The following is a 15,220-nucleotide window of genomic DNA, read 5'->3' as shown; positions in this document are numbered from 1 at the left end:
ATCAAGACGGCATCGAGATCATCTGCTCAATACCCGTTAAGGTACGCGCGAGCGCCCCGCGTTGGGCTTTAATGACCGCCTTACCCGCTTGGCCCGCCTGCAGGGCGCGGGCCGGGTGGGTAAAGGCATCTACCAGCGCACTGGCGAGTGCATCGTGGGAAGCTACCACCGTCAGTGTCTTGGCCACCAACAGCGGCTCGGCAACATCACTGAAGTTCTCCAGCGACGGCCCGCACAGTACGGGCTTACCCAGTGCGGCAGGCTCCAATACGTTATGCCCGCCCAGTGGCACCAAGCTTCCGCCTACGTAAGCCACGCTCCCCGCGCCGTACAGCATCGCCAGCTCGCCCAGCGTATCGCCCAGGTAGACCTGGGTGGCGGACGTGACAGGCTGCTGCTGGCTACGGCGGCTCATTGCCCAGCCCTCGCGTTCGCACAGTGCCGCCACCTCGTCAAAGCGCTGAGGGTGGCGAGGCACCAGCACCAGCAGTGCGTCTGGAAAGCGTTCAAGCAGTTGGCGGTGGGCCGTGAGCAGCAGCGCTTCTTCACCATCGCGTGTTGAGCCCGCGACCCAGACGGGACGCTGACCCCACGCATGAAGTAAGCGCTCACTCTCTTCCAGCGCCCTTTCAGGTAAGGCTTGCTCGAATTTCAGCGATCCCACCACGGAGATCGATTCAGCGGCACAGCCCAGCGCTTGAAAACGCTCGGCGTCTTCTGGTGATTTAGCGGCCAGCCACGTCACGTTGGCCAAGGCCCCCTGCATCAGCGGGCGCAAACGCTGGTAGCGGCCAAACGCGCGGGGTGATAGTCGGCCGTTCACTACGACAACGGGCACCGCCTGCCGATGGCAAGCGTGAAGCAGGTTCGGCCACAGCTCGGTTTCAAACAGGATGGCAAGGTCCGGCTGTACGCAAGCCACAAAACGCCTGGCCGCGCCGGGAAAATCCAACGGCAGAAAACGGTGGGCAAGACGCGTCTGGTCGGCAGTACCCTGCTCTGCTATCAACGCCTGTGCCTGTCTGGCGCCGGTAGCCGTCATGGTGGTCAGCAGCAGGCTGTGGTGAGTAAAGCGCGCCAGTAGCCCTTCGATCAGCGGGCGGGCAGCGCGTACCTCGCCTACCGAGGCACAGTGCAGCCAAAGGCGCGGTTCGGGTGGCAGTGGTTCAAGGCGCAGCCCCAACCGCTGGAGCCGTGAGTAAGTGGGCACTTGCTCACGCCAGATGCGCCAGCCAATCAGCGGCGCTAAGCCATACAGCGCCGCTGAGTAGGCCAGCCGTGGCCAGCGGGCCATTAGCTTTCGCGATCCAGGATCGAGCTGATCATTGCCGTGGTGGACACGCCATCTTCGAAGCCCAGCACCTTGACCTCGCCACCGTTGGCGATCACGGCGCTGCCGCCAGCAATATCCTCGGGGCGGTAGTCACCGCCTTTGACCAGGATATCCGGCAGTACCTGCTCGATCAGGGCGGCAGGCGTGTCGTCACTGAACGGCACCACCCAATCCACCGCGCCAAGCCCGGCCAGTACTTGCATCCGCCGGTTCAGCGGGTTGATGGGGCGCTTTGGCCCTTTTAAGCGGCCAATGGAGGCGTCGTCGTTCACCGCCACAATCAGGCGGTCGCCTAGGCGCTTGGCCTGCTCTAAATACCCCACATGGCCCGCATGCAGAATATCGAAGCAGCCGTTGGTCATCACCACGCGCTCGCCGCGACGCTGCGCGGCGCGCACGGCCTCCACCAATGCTGCCTGCGTAATCACGCCAAATTCGGCCAGCTTATCGCCGTGCAGCGCGGTGTAGAGCTCAGCAATGGAGAGCGTGGCGGTGCCCGGCTTGGCCACCACTAAGCCCGCGCCGAGGTTCGCCAGCATCATTGCTTCCGGCAGCGAGTGGCCAGCGGCTAGCGCTAACCCCATCAGGCCAATCACGGTGTCACCGGCACCGGTCACATCGAACACTTCCTGGGCACGGGTGGGCAGATGCAGCGGCGCATGGCCTTCACGGATCAGCGTCATCCCTTTTTCGCTGCGGGTAATCAACAGCGCTTCGAGTTCGAGTTCGGCACGCAGCGCTTCGCCACGCTCGGCAAGAATGGCGTCCGTGGCGCAAGGCCCCACCACGGCCTCGAATTCGGTGAGGTTGGGGGTAATCAGGCTAGCCCCTCGGTACTTGGTGAAATCCTGCCCCTTGGGATCGATCAGCACCCGCTTGCCGTGCTGACGCGCCATGTCGATTAAATGCTCCACTTGATTGAGCGTGCCCTTACCGTAATCGGACAGGATCACCACGTCGCATTCGGGCAGTGCCTGTTCCACTTGTGCCAGCAGGGCGCTGGTATCCACGCTGTCGAGACGCTGCTCGAAATCCAGGCGCAGCAGCTGCTGGTTACGGCTCATCACGCGTAGCTTGGTAATCGTGGGTATATCAGGGCTGCGTTGGAAGTAAGTGCTTACATTGGCTGCCGCCAAGCGCTTTGAGAGCAGCTCGGCATTGTCATCCTCGCCCACCAGACCCGCCAGCGCGGCGTGCCCGCCCAAGGACGCCACGTTGAGCGCCACGTTGGCGGCGCCGCCGGGCCGGTCATCGGCATCTTCCACGCGTACCACGGGCACCGGCGCTTCCGGGGAGATCCGCGAGGTGCCGCCGTGCCAGTAGCGGTCGAGCATGACATCCCCGACCACCAGTACGCGGGCATGTTCCAGGGCGGTTAGATCAACTTTCATCCGAGAGTCCTGTTGTGGTGTGTGCTGCGCTGTGCGCCAGCAGCGCGTCTAACTTGGCAATGACGTCGTCCGCTTTGATCAAGTCCATCGCATCGGCATGGCGCACCCGCTGCCCCCAGCTCACTTCGTCCACCGATTTATGCAGATAAGTGCGTACCGCATCGGGGTAGGCATCGACGGCAAAATCGCGCCACAGATAGGGCGCAGCCCGTTGAGGGTTAGTGGTGGCATAGAGGCCAAGCGTCGGCGTGCCCATGGCATTACCCATATGGGCTGGGCCGGTATCCGGAGCAATCACTGCGCGGGCGTTATCGATCAGCGCCAGGACACCTTTCAATGAGGTGCCGCCGATGGCGTTGATGACGCTACCCGACTGGCAGAGCGCTTCGATCTGGTCGCCCATTTCGCGCTCCAAGGGGCTGCCGCCCCCCGTGAGTACGCTCTTCAGACCGTGCTGTACCCAGGCGTGTTCAATCACGCTCGCATACCCTTCCACCGACCAGTTGCGAAAATTACGTAGCCGCGCATTACTACAGGGGTTGATCACCAAGTAAGGCGTCTCACCACTGATCCCTCTGGCTTCTTCGTAGGCGATGGTAGGCACCGCAAGATTCCACTCCAAGCGGTCGTCTTCGACGCCCAGCAGACGGGCAAAATCCATGAACGACTCCAGCACATGGGCATTCGCATGGGGAGCCAACTGGTGCTGGGTGAACCAGTGCTGAGCGTCCTTGGCACGGGCCTTGTCATACCCTACCCGGACGTTGGCTTTGAGACCAAGCGAGAGCACGCTGGCGCGAATGGCCTGTTGCATATGCAGCAGTACGTCGAAGCGGGTATCGGCCAGCTCACGCCAGATGGCCCGCATGCCGGTAAGCCCGGTCGCTTTGTCGTACACGACGAACTCGACCCCGGAAAGCCCGGCCAGTAAACTGTGCTCCCCCTTGCCGATAATCCAGGTAATGCGCGCATGCGGCCACTGGCGCTGCAACGCTCGCACCGTTGGCACGAGATTGCACACGTCTCCCAACGCGGAGAGGCGCAAAATGGCAATATGGTTTGGTTGAACAGGCAGAGAGGGCTTCATGCGCTTAGCGGCACTCCGGCAGAAAAATGGGCTGATTCTACACGATGCAGACAGTTTAAGTGACGCCTGCGCAACACACCAACTCTCCTCCCCGGTTCACCCCCTAAGCGCGGCGCTGTTCGAGGCAGCGTACTGGCGAACGCGAGGTCTGGTGGTCGGCGAAGCGCCGGGCCGAGGTAGCAGCCTGTTCCTGAAGGCGCGCGACGACGAGCAGTGGGTGCTGCGCCCTTACCAGCGCGGCGGGCTTATCGCCAAGCTCAGCCAGCAGCGCTATGTGTGGCTGGGGGCCGAGCGAACCCGGGCGTTTCGTGAAATGCGTTTGACCGCCGCACTGTATGAGCAAGGCCTGCCCGTCCCGCGTCCGGTGGCCTGCTGTGTCACCCGGTTTGGGCTGACTTATGAGGCGGCACTGCTGACCGTGCGCATCCCCAGCGCTCGGGCGCTCGCCTCACTCCTCACCAATGAAGAGGCTGACGAGGCGCTATTAAAGCGCGTTGGCGCAATGATCAAGCGATTTCATCAAGCGGGCTTGGACCATGTCGACCTCAACGCCCGCAACATTCTGGTGGATGAGGCTGGCAAGCCCTGGCTGATCGATCTCGACCGCTGCCGACTGCGCCCGCCTGGCAAGTGGCAGGCACGTAACCTGCAGCGGCTGGAGCGCTCGGTGGCGAAGTTTGCCCCTGGCCAAGAGAAGCGTCTGATGGCGCCGCTTTACTCAGGCTATGCCGACGCCGAGTAGATCTCGATCAAGCGCTTTACGTGCTGCTTGTTGCTGAAGCGCTCTTCGACTCGTCGCCGAGCGGCCAGTCCCATGGCCTTGCGTGTGTCGGCATCGCGAATCAACGTGGTCATGGCATCGCGCCAGGCGGGCACGTCAAACGGGCCTACCAACACCCCGGAATCAGCATCTACTAGCTCCGGCAACGACCCGGTATTCGAGCCTATGATCGGCATACCGCAGGCCATGGACTCGATGATCGTCAGACCGAACGCTTCGTTTTCCGAAGGAATACACACCACGTCCAGCACGGGTAGAATCTCCGTCAGGTCACTGCGATGCCCTAGAAAGGCGATCTTATCCGCCAGCGGCGTGCCCGCGATGGTGCGCTGCAACTCGGCATAAAATGTCTCCACACCCCCCGAGGCATAGTCCGTGCCTCCGATCGAGAGCGCATAGAAATGGAGCGAGGGGTCTAATTCCAGCAGCGCTTTTACCCATATGTCTTGGCCTTTACCCGGCGTCACGCGGCCAGGCAGACCGATCAATACAGCATCGGCCGGAACATTCAGTGCTTCGCGCTTAGCCGTGATGGCTGCGGGGTCACGATTGGGCTGGTACTTATCGATATCGACGCCGTGGGGCAAACACACCACCCGCTCCTGGGGAAGCGGCAAATTACGGATATTGCGCTGGTATGTTGCCTGGCTGATAGACAGCACGCGGTCCACGCAGCCATAAGCCATGCGATGATAGGGGCTTTTTTTCGGCCGCTGCCCGCCCACGTGGTCCGTGTAGATGATCCTTAGTGTCGGCAGCAGTGCTTTCAACAAGGTGGTGAGGCGCAGATCACTCGATTTATGGCAGTGAATGACGGAAATGCCCTCCTTGATGAGCCAGCGGCGGATCGAGAATAGCTGGGACAGCGCCTGGCCGTTGCTCGAAAAGGCTTTATAGGGCACTTCCTTACGCTGCATATAGCTCTCTACCTTGGTATCTTTCAGGCAGATGCCCCTGACCTCCCAGCCTTCAGACACTAGGTCTTCAATCACCCGATCGACATACAGCTCCATTCCGCCTTTGCCATCAGAAAGACACAGTTGCAGTACCTTCTTCGCCATCGCATGCCCTACCTAGCCGCGCACCGTTAAACAATCCTTACAATCTCTTGTAGTATACAGGCTGCTTTTAACGGGGCCTAAATCATGGCGCAGAAACTGCTTGTCGTCCGTAACGACAAAATCGGCGATTTTATGCTGGCGTGGCCAGCGCTAGCGTGCTTGAAACAGGCCTCGCCTATGCCCCACGTGACCGTGCTGGTGCCTGCCTATACAGCCCCCTTAGCCAAGGCGTGCCCATGGGTCGATGACGTCATCATCGACCCCGGTAGCCAGGCTGATAAAGCGACGCAGCAGGCGCTATTGTTTCACGTGAAACAATCGAAATTCGATGCACTGCTAACGCTGTTTTCGACACCGCGTATCGGTTGGCTAGGCATGAAAGCAGGCATTCCGCTGCGCGTTGCCCCTGCAACCAAGTGGGCACAGGTGTTTTATAACGTGCGAATACGCCAACGCCGCTCCCATTCCGCCAAACCCGAGTACCAGTACAACGTCGACTTGGCCTGTAAACTGTTGGCTCGACTGTCGTTAACGCTGACCACCCTGCCTTCGCCCCCGTTCTGGCCGATGGATGGCGCGCAGCGTCTTGTCCAACGCCAAACGTTGGCCAACGACACCTCAGAACGCGTGGTGGTGGTTCATCCTGGCAGCGGCGGCTCGGCGGTCAATCTATCGGTTGCGCAGTACGCCGAGCTGATCGCTCACGTTCACCGACAGTGCCAGCCTCTGCCACTACGCTGGCTCATCAGCGCTGGCCCCAGTGAACAGCCACAGGCACAAGACTTGAGGAAACAACTAGCCGAAAAAGGCGTCGAGGCAGACCACTTTCCAGCAACTCCCAGCGTGGATGCCTTTGCACTGCAGCTTGGCGGAGCGGATATGCTGATTGCCGGCTCGACCGGGCCGCTGCATATTGCAGGCTGTCTCGATATCGCCACGGCGGGTTTTTATCCCGCCAAACGCTCCGCTACGCCGCTGCGCTGGCAAACCTGCAACCGAGCGGAAAAGCGTCTGGCGTTTAGCCCCCCTGCTGATGCCGACCAACAGGATATGACCACGATCGACCTCGGCAACGCCGCCGAACGGATTTCAGCGCTGCTTGTCGGCAGTGCGGGTACGCACCCAGAGATCGGCGTACTTGGCGAAAGTGGAATGTGCGGAGAGCAGCGCCAGCAATAGCCCCTGCTTGCCATCTTTAAAGCCTGCTTTCAGCACGTACATCTTGAGGAAGCAAGCCAACCCGTGACCCATGCCCTGCCCTAGCGTGGCCGTTTTCCCCTGGGCGGCGCGCTGCTCTGCCCAAGCCTGGGCATAGTGGGCGGATTTCTCCAGATAGTGGCGCAGGTCGCGATAGGTGTAGTGCAGCAGGTCACCGGATAGCGGCTTTTCGGCCAAGCCTTCGTTGAGTACTAGCTTTTCATGCACCAGCGCGGCGTTATAGCCCGCCTGACCTCTTGGGTAGAGACGCAGCACTCGGTCTGGGTACCAGCCCGAGTGGCGGATGAAGCGGCCGAAGCACCACGATAGGCGGCTCACGCTATAGGCAGCGGGAGGCTGCTGAATGGCCGCCTCAATGCTGTCACGCAATTCAGGCGTCACGCGCTCGTCGGCATCGACCATCAAAATCCACTCACCGTTTGCCAGGGCTTCTGCCCGCTGGCGCTGAATGCCAAACCCCTGCCAGTCGGCGTTGACGTTCACATTCTGGGTGAACTCTCGCGCAATCTCGCACGTGGCATCCTGGCTGCCCGCATCCAGCACGACGATTTCATCAGCCCACGTCAGCGTTTCCAGACACTCACGTAAGTGGTGCGCTTCGTTTTTGACAATCAACACAGCGGAAATAGACACGTCTCACCTTTACCCACTCAGTTTGAGGCATACACGGCTCGTCCGTGATCCTGCCCATTTTAGTGACATGCTAACACGGCCACGGGGCGCGACTTTTGATAAGCTGACGCTTCATTTAGCACGTTCTGAAAAGGGATACAGGATGTTCGCTTCACGGTCACTCAAACTCACCCCTTGGCTACCGCTCGTCGTCATGGGTCTTAGCCTTGGCTATGCCGTCACCGTACTCACGCGTCTGCCCTGGTGGACGCTCTTTTTGATAGCAGCGGCATGGATTGGGGTGGGGCTCAAGCTGCGCTGGGGCGCGCCGATCAACGCACGCTACCGTCCAATGTGGCCATGGTCGCTGCTGCCACTTAGCCTATTCAGCGTCTATGTTTATTTGGCCGACAGCTTCGGAAACGTCGACCTCGGGGCGGTGTTTTTTCATTTACAGGCGGGCATGGCGGAGCATGGCGGGGCAGGTAAAATGCTGCTGGCACTGACCTACACGCTCACCGTGTTGGCGGTGCTGGTATCGGTGACGTGGTTGTCGCGCCACGATCAGCGCTGGCGTTTGACCGAGCGCTTCTTTGCCATCGCGCTATTGGCGGCCAACCCACTGCTCTACGGCATTGGTCAACGCAGCGCCGCGATAGTGACGGACGATGGCGCTTGGCTAGATCGACGCTATGTTGCGCCACCCACCGGCGACCAACCCAATGCACCCAACCTACTGCTGATGTACCTGGAGAGCATGGAGCGCACCTATAGCAACGAGCTATTTGGCGACGCCTACGCAGATTTAGCGGCACTGGGCGAGCGCGGATTGGTGTTCGAGGGCATTCAGCAGATGGAGAATACGGGCTGGACCATGGCTGGGATGATCGCCAGCCAGTGCGGCGTCCCCCTCATGCCCGCCGGCCTGCTGCACGATAGTCAGTTCGAACCGCTCAGCCAAGTCGTACCCGGCGTTGAGTGTCTGGGAGACGTGCTGGCCGGTCAGGGCTACCGGCTCAGTTTTTTGGGAGGCGCCAGCACGCAGTTTGCTGGTAAAGGGCTTTTCTATCGTGGTCACCAGTTCGATACCGTCAAAGGTAAAGAAGAACTGCTACCGGATCTCGAGGATCCTGAGTATGTGAACAGTTGGGGTCTTTATGACGATACACTATACGATGTGACCGTCGACGAAATACGTCGACTGAGCGAGGAGGATGACGGTCCTTGGGCCGTGGTGAACCTGAGCATTGCGGGCCATGCGCCCAGCGGTTTTCCCTCGCAAACCTGTCTGGACCGCCAGGGCGAATTCGATGGTCAGGATATTCTCTACTCGGTAGAGTGCTCTGCGCGCCAAGCCCGAGACCTCGTTGAACGGTTAGAGCAAGAAGGACTGCTGGAAAACACGCTAGTGGTGGTACTCAGTGATCATCTCACCATGCGCGTGTCGGTGTGGGATCAGCTCACCACCTTGGATCGCGACAATACGCTCATCATGCTGGGCGAGGATATCCGTCCGCAGCGAGTAAGGCGAGGCGCCACCATGCTAGACGTTTTCCCCACGATCCTCGACGCTATGGGCCTCACATTGAACGATCACCGCGCGGGCCTTGGCGCTTCACTACTTGGCAGCCAACCCACGCTGGTCGAGATTCATGGGCTGGAGGCGCTGAATGAACGTCTACGGGAGGAGACCGCGCTGCAGCATCGCCTTTGGGACGGGCTAACCCCTCAGCGGCGTGCGCCTGAAGAGAGCGCCACCGATCAGATCATCGAAACACCCGCCGATCAAGCTGACGAAATGGAGATCATGCGCTAGGTGCGCATGGCCTGATACACCCGTTCTACGCCTAGCTCGTTCAAGCAGTTCGTATGGCCTAACGGGCAGGTACGCTGAAAGCACGGCGAACAGGAGAGCCCGAGGTAGTGGATGTCCGCGTTATCCGTTAGCGGTGGCGTATAGGCGGGCGATGACGAGCCATATAGCGCTTGGATGCGCACCCCTACCGCCGCCGCGACATGCATGAGCCCTGAATCGTTGGTAACGACCTGGCGACAGTCGGCCAAAAGGTCCACGGCATCGGCCAGCTGTGTTTTTCCGCATAAATTATGCGCATGCGGCAAGCCATTCACGATGCTCTGCCCTGCAGGGTGATCTTTCGCTCCGCCTAGCACGCGAATCTCGAAACCATCGTCGATCAGTCTCGCAGCCAATTGATGAAAATACGCCAACGGCCACTGCTTGGCAGGACCATACTCCGCGCCGGGCATCATGCCGATGGCGGGACGAGAGGACAGCGTATGGCTCAGGCGCAAATTCACCAAGTTATCACGGTCAATGGTGAGCCGTGGCTTGGGAATCGAGAACTGCCCGCTTTGTGCCTCTTCCAATGGCAGCCCCAGCGAGACGAACCGTTTGACGGTTTGATCCAGCACCTGCTTGTCGAGCTTGCGACGCTCTTTTAGCAAGCCGTAGCGGTGCTCTCCCAAAAAACCCACGCGCTCAGGAATGCGGGCCATGAAGGGCACCAAGGCGGCCTTCCAAGAGCGCGGCAGAACGATGGCGCGATCGAAGCGACCGCGTAGCCGTGCCGCCAGCTCGCGACGGCTGGCAAGGCCAAACTCTCCGTGGCCTACCGCCAGCGGTAGCACTTCGTCCACTTGAGGCATGCGCTCTAAGATCGGCTGGGACCATCCCGGAGCGACCACACCTAGCGTGGCGCCTGGATAGCGCGCCTTCAACGTCATGAACAGACTCTGCGCCATGACCATATCGCCGACCCAGGAAGGACCGACGACCAGCAGCCGCTTGGCCGAGTTAGCCATTCAACCACTCCAAGTACGCCTTGACGCCCTGGGCGACGGTTTTGAATTCCACGTCACAACCTGCCGCACGCAGTTGGCTAATATCGGCACGCGTGTAGCTTTGGTAGCGCCCTTTCAACTCTTGGGGGAAGGGAATGTAATCGATCTCGCCCTGACCGTAAAAATCGATGACCGCTTCGCCAATCGCCTTGAACGGCTCGGCACGCCCGGTGCCCAAATTGAAGATGCCTGATGCGTGAGGGTTATCCAAAAACCAGAGATTCACATCGACCACATCGCCCACGTAGACGAAGTCGCGGCTCTGCATGCCCGCCTCATAGCCACCGTAAGCACCGAACAGCTTCAGCGTTTCGCCGTTACGGATCTGCAGATGGTTGTGATAGGCAACGCTGGCCATCTTGCCTTTGTGCTGCTCTCGCGGCCCGTAAACGTTGAAGTAGCGGAAACCTACCACTTGAGTCGTCAGCTCGTTCCAGCGCGAGCGAACGTGCTGATCGAACAGTAGCTTGGAGTAGCCGTAGACGTTGAGCGGCTTCTCATGCTCCGGCGCTTCCTTGAACACCTCGCTGCCACCGTAGGTCGCCGCCGACGATGCGTACAGAAAAGGGATGCCCAGTTTTTCACAGTAGTTGAGCAGCACTTTGGAGTACTCGAAGTTATTCTCCATCATATAGTGCCCGTCCCACTCGGTGGTGTCCGAACAGGCCCCTTCATGGAAAATCGCATCGATGGTGGGCAAGTCCACTGTTTCACCACGTAGCGCGGCTTTCACGCGGGCGATGAAATCGTCTTTATCCAAGTAGTCAGCCAGCGTGCAGTCCGCCAAATTGACGAATTTGGTGCCATCGCGCAGGTCGTCGACCACCATCACATCGTCACGGCCGCGAGCATTTAGCGCTTTGACAATATTGGCGCCGATGAACCCGGCCCCGCCTGTTACCACGATCATCTCGTTCTCCTTACCAAAAGCGGCTCTTTGGCTAACGTGCCTATAACCCATCTGCCTGTGATTGTATACTTGACGGCTTATGAATTCATGGCCAACGGTGCTTTCCGCGATGAGTGTTTCGACAAACCAATCGACACCCGATGTGTCGACCTTTCAAGGCTTGATCCTTGCTCTGCAACAGTATTGGGCAGAACAGGGCTGCGTCATCCTTCAGCCCCTCGATATGGAAGTCGGCGCGGGCACCTTCCACCCCGCCACGTTCCTGCGGGCGATTGGTCCAGAAACCTGGAATGCTGCCTACGTTCAGCCTTCCCGCCGCCCAACCGACGGCCGCTATGGCGAGAACCCCAATCGCCTGCAGCACTATTACCAGTTTCAGGTGGTAATGAAGCCTTCGCCCAGCAACTTGCAGGATCTGTATCTGGGTTCGCTGAAGCGTTTAGGACTTGACCCGCTGATTCACGACGTGCGCTTCGTAGAAGATAACTGGGAATCCCCGACGCTCGGCGCTTGGGGATTGGGCTGGGAAGTATGGCTCAACGGCATGGAAGTAACCCAGTTCACCTACTTCCAGCAGGCGGGCGGTATCGAGTGCTACCCCGTCACCGGCGAGTTGACCTACGGACTCGAGCGTATCGCCATGTACCTGCAAAACGTGGAGAGCGTTTACGACCTGGTATGGGCCATCGCGCCGGACGGCAGCAAAGTCAGCTACGGCGATGTCTACCTGCAAAACGAGCGCGAGCAGTCGGCGTATAACTTCGAGCACGCCGACGTCGAGCAGCTCTTTGCTGCCTTCGACCATCAGGAAAAAGAGTGCAGCAAGCTGCTGGCCGCGAGCCTCCCGCTGCCCGCCTACGAGCAGGTGCTCAAAGCGTCGCATACCTTCAACCTGCTGGATGCGCGCCACGCCATTTCTGTGACCGAGCGTCAGCGCTTCATTTTGCGCGTGCGCACCATGGCGCGTGATGTTGCCACTGCCTACTTCGAGTCTCGTAAAGCAGCAGGATTCCCCATGGCATCGGAGGAATTGCGCCGTGAACTGTTACAAGATGAGCTCGCCGAGCAGGGAGACGCATAATGGCCGTTGATACGCTTTTATTAGAACTGGGCGCAGAAGAGCTTCCGCCGACCGCGCTGGACGCGCTCTCAGACGCCTTTGCCGATGGCATCGAAAAAGGTCTGCAGGACGCCGAGATTCCCTTCGAGGCGGTGACCGCCTACGCCACCCCTCGGCGCCTAGCCGTGAAAGTTACCGGACTCGCCGACAAACAGCCGGATCGCGAAGTAGAGCGTCGCGGACCCGCGCTGGCCGCCGCTTTCAAAGACGGCGTCCCCACCAAGGCGGCGGAAGGCTTTGCTCGCTCCTGCGGTGTCAGCGTGGAGAATCTGATCCATCTGGAAACCGATAAAGGCACCTGGCTTGGCTACCGCGAGCAGCAGCAAGGTGACAGCGTTCAAGCGCTGCTACCGGAGATGGTGCGCAAGACGCTACACTCGCTTCCAGTGCCCAAGAATATGCGCTGGGGCGCGTCCCGCGTCGAGTTCTCGCGCCCCGTGCACTGGCTCGTGGCCCTGTATGGCAAAGACGTCATTGCAGCAGAAGCGCTGGGGCTGGAAGCCAGCCGTACCACCTACGGCCACCGTTTCCACGCGCCGGATGCCATCCAGCTCGAGCACGCCGATGACTATCTAGCGGCACTCGAGAATGCCTACGTTCTGGCCGACCGCCAGCAGCGCCGCGAGCGTATTCGTGAGCAGGTGCTCGCCGAGGCCGAGGTTCAGGAAGCCAACGCCGTCATCGATGAAGACCTGCTGGTCGAGGTGAGCGGTTTGGTGGAGTGGCCCGTGGCGCTCACCGGCAGCTTCGACGAGCGCTTCCTGGAAGTACCTGCCGAGTGCCTGATTTCCTCGATGAAGGCCAATCAAAAATACTTCCACCTGCTGGATGATCAGGGCAAGTTGAAGCCGCTGTTCATCACCATCTCGAACATCGAGAGCCAGGATCCCGACCAGGTGATCTCCGGTAATGAAAAGGTTATTCGTCCGCGCTTGGCGGATGCCGCCTTCTTCTACGATACCGACCGGAAGCAAACGCTGGGCTCACGCATACCGCAACTGGAAAGCGTAGTCTTCCAGCAGCAGTTGGGCACGTTGGCGGACAAGGCCCGCCGCAGCACGGCCATCGCCACTTTCATCGCTGAGCGCATCCAGGGTGACGTGGCTCATGCGCAACGCGCTGTGGCCCTGGCCAAATGTGATCTCGTTACCGAAATGGTGCTCGAATTCCCCGAGCTGCAGGGCATTATGGGCCGCTACTACGCCGAGCAGGATGGCGAACCGGCGGAGGTTGCCCAGGCGCTGGAGGAGCAGTATCTACCTCGCTTTGCCAGCGACGCGATTCCGCACAGTTTGACCGGCCAAGCGCTGGCTCTGGCCGACCGCCTGGATACGCTGGTAGGCATTTTCGGTATTGGTCAACGCCCCACCGGCGCCAAGGACCCCTTCGCCCTGCGCCGCGCGTCCATTGGCGTATTGAACATCCTGGTCAAAGGCGAGTTGAACCTCGACCTACGCGAGCTGCTGCAGGTCACTGCTGACCAGCACCAGAATCTCCCGAAAGCCGAGGGCCTCGTAGAAGACGTGTTGACCTACATGCTCGACCGCTTCCGCGCCTGGGGCCAGGAGGAGGGTATCTCTGCTGAGATGTATCTCGCCGTTCGTGCTCGCCCGGTGACCAAACCGCTGGATTTTGCGCGCCGCTTACGTGCCGTGAAAGCCTTCGCCCAGCGTGAAGAAGCCGCGGCATTGGCCGCTGCCAACAAGCGTGTTTCCAATATCTTGAGCAAGCAGGAGCACGACGGCAGCACTCAGGTAGACGCCTCGATTCTTCAAGAAGCGGCGGAAAAAGACCTGTTCGAAGCGGTTACGGCTAGCCAACAGCAGGTGGCGCCGCTGTTTGCTGCAGGCAATTACCAGCAGGCGCTAGACGCGCTGGCCACCCTCCGCGAGCCTGTCGATGCTTTCTTCGATCAGGTCATGGTCATGGCGGACGACGATGCCATTCGCCGTAACCGCCTTGCCCTGCTGGCCAGCCTGCAAGCGCTGTTCCTGGAAGTAGCCGATATCTCTCAGCTCCCCCAGTAAGACGGTGAAGGATTGAGCGCATCGACTGCTCTAGAGGCACAACCGACAGCCCGGCTTTTGACAAGCCGGGCTTTCTATTGAGTAATGGAGTGTTTCACGTGAAACACTCGTTCATTGCCTCGTCAGCGCTTACGCTAAGCAGAGACGTTTTCTTGAAGGGAGCCTTATGATCACCGCTCAGCAACTCGTGATACTGGACCGCGATGGCGTGATTAATCACGACTCGGATGCCTATATCAAATCCTTGGACGAGTGGATCCCCTACCCGTCTGCCATTCGCGCGATTGCGCGGTTAACCCAGGCAGGCTTTACCGTGGCAGTGGCCACCAATCAATCCGGCATCGCTCGTGGCTACTACGATGACGCCACGCTCAGTGCCATGCACGAGCGTTTGCATACTCTGGTGCAGGCGGAAGGTGGTCATATAGCGCATATCGCTTACTGCCCTCACGGGCCAGATGATCAGTGCGGCTGCCGTAAACCACTGCCCGGGCTGTTGACCGACATACGTGACAAACTGACGCTTCCCAGCCTGACAGGCAGCTGGATGGTGGGTGACAGCCTTCGCGACCTGCAAGCGGGTGAAGTGATGGGCTGCCGTAGCGTTCTCGTGAAGACAGGTAAAGGCGAAAAGACCCTCGCAAACGGGAACGGGCTGGAGCACGCCTTGGTCTACGCTGACTTGGCTGCATTTGTTGACGACTTATTAGCAGAGGCCTTGGATTAATCTTTCGATACGGTTTTCACGCTGGCCTTGAACACTAACCATAAAAAACCGCAGGCGCTTTGCCTGCGGTTTTTGCTTTTCAATGTTTCAC

13 protein-coding genes are annotated in these 15,220 nt (G+C 59.8%); 6 read left to right on the top strand and 7 right to left on the bottom strand.

Annotated features, from left to right (window positions below):
* Position 1 precedes the first annotated feature (1 nt).
* The 3 genes from waaA to FHJ80_RS06570 are packed head-to-tail and all read right to left on the bottom strand — an operon-like array spanning position 2 to position 3,811.
* Positions 2 to 1,294 (bottom strand): lipid IV(A) 3-deoxy-D-manno-octulosonic acid transferase, encoded by a 1,293-nt coding sequence (gene waaA, locus FHJ80_RS06580; RefSeq protein ID WP_139526187.1) that lies wholly within the window; start codon positions 1,292 to 1,294, stop codon positions 2 to 4.
* Positions 1,294 to 2,724 (bottom strand): bifunctional D-glycero-beta-D-manno-heptose-7-phosphate kinase/D-glycero-beta-D-manno-heptose 1-phosphate adenylyltransferase HldE, encoded by a 1,431-nt coding sequence (gene hldE / locus FHJ80_RS06575; protein ID WP_139526186.1) that lies wholly within the window; start codon positions 2,722 to 2,724, stop codon positions 1,294 to 1,296. Before hldE ends, waaA begins: the two co-directional genes overlap by 1 nt.
* Positions 2,714 to 3,811: a glycosyltransferase family 9 protein gene (locus FHJ80_RS06570; RefSeq protein WP_139526185.1), complete on the bottom strand. Its 1,098-nt coding sequence runs from the start codon at positions 3,809 to 3,811 to the stop codon at positions 2,714 to 2,716. The genes hldE and FHJ80_RS06570 overlap by 11 nt, the downstream gene beginning before the upstream one ends.
* Here FHJ80_RS06570 and FHJ80_RS06565 point away from each other — a divergent pair.
* Positions 3,810 to 4,553, top strand: coding sequence for a 3-deoxy-D-manno-octulosonic acid kinase (locus FHJ80_RS06565; protein WP_139526184.1), 744 nt, complete (start codon positions 3,810 to 3,812; stop codon positions 4,551 to 4,553). The two genes, FHJ80_RS06570 and FHJ80_RS06565, sit on opposite strands and share 2 nt — an antisense overlap.
* On the opposite strand, the gene FHJ80_RS06560 is transcribed toward FHJ80_RS06565, so the two are convergent.
* Entirely contained in the window at positions 4,535 to 5,653 is a 1,119-nt protein-coding gene (locus tag FHJ80_RS06560; RefSeq protein WP_139526183.1) for a glycosyltransferase family 4 protein, read from the bottom strand. The genes FHJ80_RS06565 and FHJ80_RS06560 overlap by 19 nt on opposite strands.
* An 84-nt stretch (positions 5,654 to 5,737) precedes the next feature.
* Between FHJ80_RS06560 and FHJ80_RS06555 the strand changes: the two genes are divergently transcribed.
* Positions 5,738 to 6,832: a glycosyltransferase family 9 protein gene (locus tag FHJ80_RS06555; RefSeq protein WP_139526182.1), complete on the top strand. Its 1,095-nt coding sequence runs from the start codon at positions 5,738 to 5,740 to the stop codon at positions 6,830 to 6,832.
* Here the strand turns inward: FHJ80_RS06555 and FHJ80_RS06550 are convergent.
* On the bottom strand, positions 6,743 to 7,504 hold the full coding sequence (locus FHJ80_RS06550; protein WP_139526181.1) for a glycosyltransferase family 2 protein: 762 nt from the start codon (positions 7,502 to 7,504) through the stop codon (positions 6,743 to 6,745). The genes FHJ80_RS06555 and FHJ80_RS06550 overlap by 90 nt on opposite strands.
* 142 nt (positions 7,505 to 7,646) lie before the next feature.
* Between FHJ80_RS06550 and FHJ80_RS06545 the strand changes: the two genes are divergently transcribed.
* Positions 7,647 to 9,299, top strand: a complete 1,653-nt coding sequence (locus tag FHJ80_RS06545) for a sulfatase-like hydrolase/transferase (protein WP_139526180.1) — start codon at positions 7,647 to 7,649, stop codon at positions 9,297 to 9,299.
* Here FHJ80_RS06545 and waaF read toward each other — a convergent pair.
* Positions 9,296 to 10,306: a lipopolysaccharide heptosyltransferase II gene (waaF, locus tag FHJ80_RS06540; RefSeq protein ID WP_139526179.1), complete on the bottom strand. Its 1,011-nt coding sequence runs from the start codon at positions 10,304 to 10,306 to the stop codon at positions 9,296 to 9,298. The genes FHJ80_RS06545 and waaF overlap by 4 nt on opposite strands.
* Entirely contained in the window at positions 10,299 to 11,255 is a 957-nt protein-coding gene (gene rfaD / locus FHJ80_RS06535) for an ADP-glyceromanno-heptose 6-epimerase (protein WP_139526178.1), read from the bottom strand. The genes waaF and rfaD overlap by 8 nt, the downstream gene beginning before the upstream one ends.
* A 109-nt stretch (positions 11,256 to 11,364) precedes the next feature.
* On the opposite strand from rfaD, the gene glyQ reads away from it, so the two are divergent.
* The 3 genes from glyQ to gmhB all read left to right on the top strand — a co-directional run bounded on the left by glyQ (position 11,365) and on the right by gmhB (position 15,129).
* Positions 11,365 to 12,336, top strand: coding sequence for a glycine--tRNA ligase subunit alpha (gene glyQ, locus FHJ80_RS06530; RefSeq protein ID WP_139526177.1), 972 nt, complete (start codon positions 11,365 to 11,367; stop codon positions 12,334 to 12,336).
* Complete coding sequence (gene glyS, locus FHJ80_RS06525; protein WP_139526176.1) at positions 12,336 to 14,402, top strand: glycine--tRNA ligase subunit beta; 2,067 nt, start codon at positions 12,336 to 12,338, stop codon at positions 14,400 to 14,402. The genes glyQ and glyS overlap by 1 nt, the downstream gene beginning before the upstream one ends.
* Before the next feature lie 166 nt (positions 14,403 to 14,568).
* Positions 14,569 to 15,129, top strand: coding sequence for a D-glycero-beta-D-manno-heptose 1,7-bisphosphate 7-phosphatase (gene gmhB, locus FHJ80_RS06520; protein ID WP_139526175.1), 561 nt, complete (start codon positions 14,569 to 14,571; stop codon positions 15,127 to 15,129).
* The last annotated feature ends 91 nt before the right edge of the window (positions 15,130 to 15,220 follow it).

The sequence above is a fragment of the Halomonas sp. BL6 genome (assembly GCF_006228115.1).
Lineage (GTDB): Bacteria > Pseudomonadota > Gammaproteobacteria > Pseudomonadales > Halomonadaceae > Vreelandella > Vreelandella piezotolerans.
This window is presented reverse-complemented; position numbering and strand designations above follow the sequence as displayed.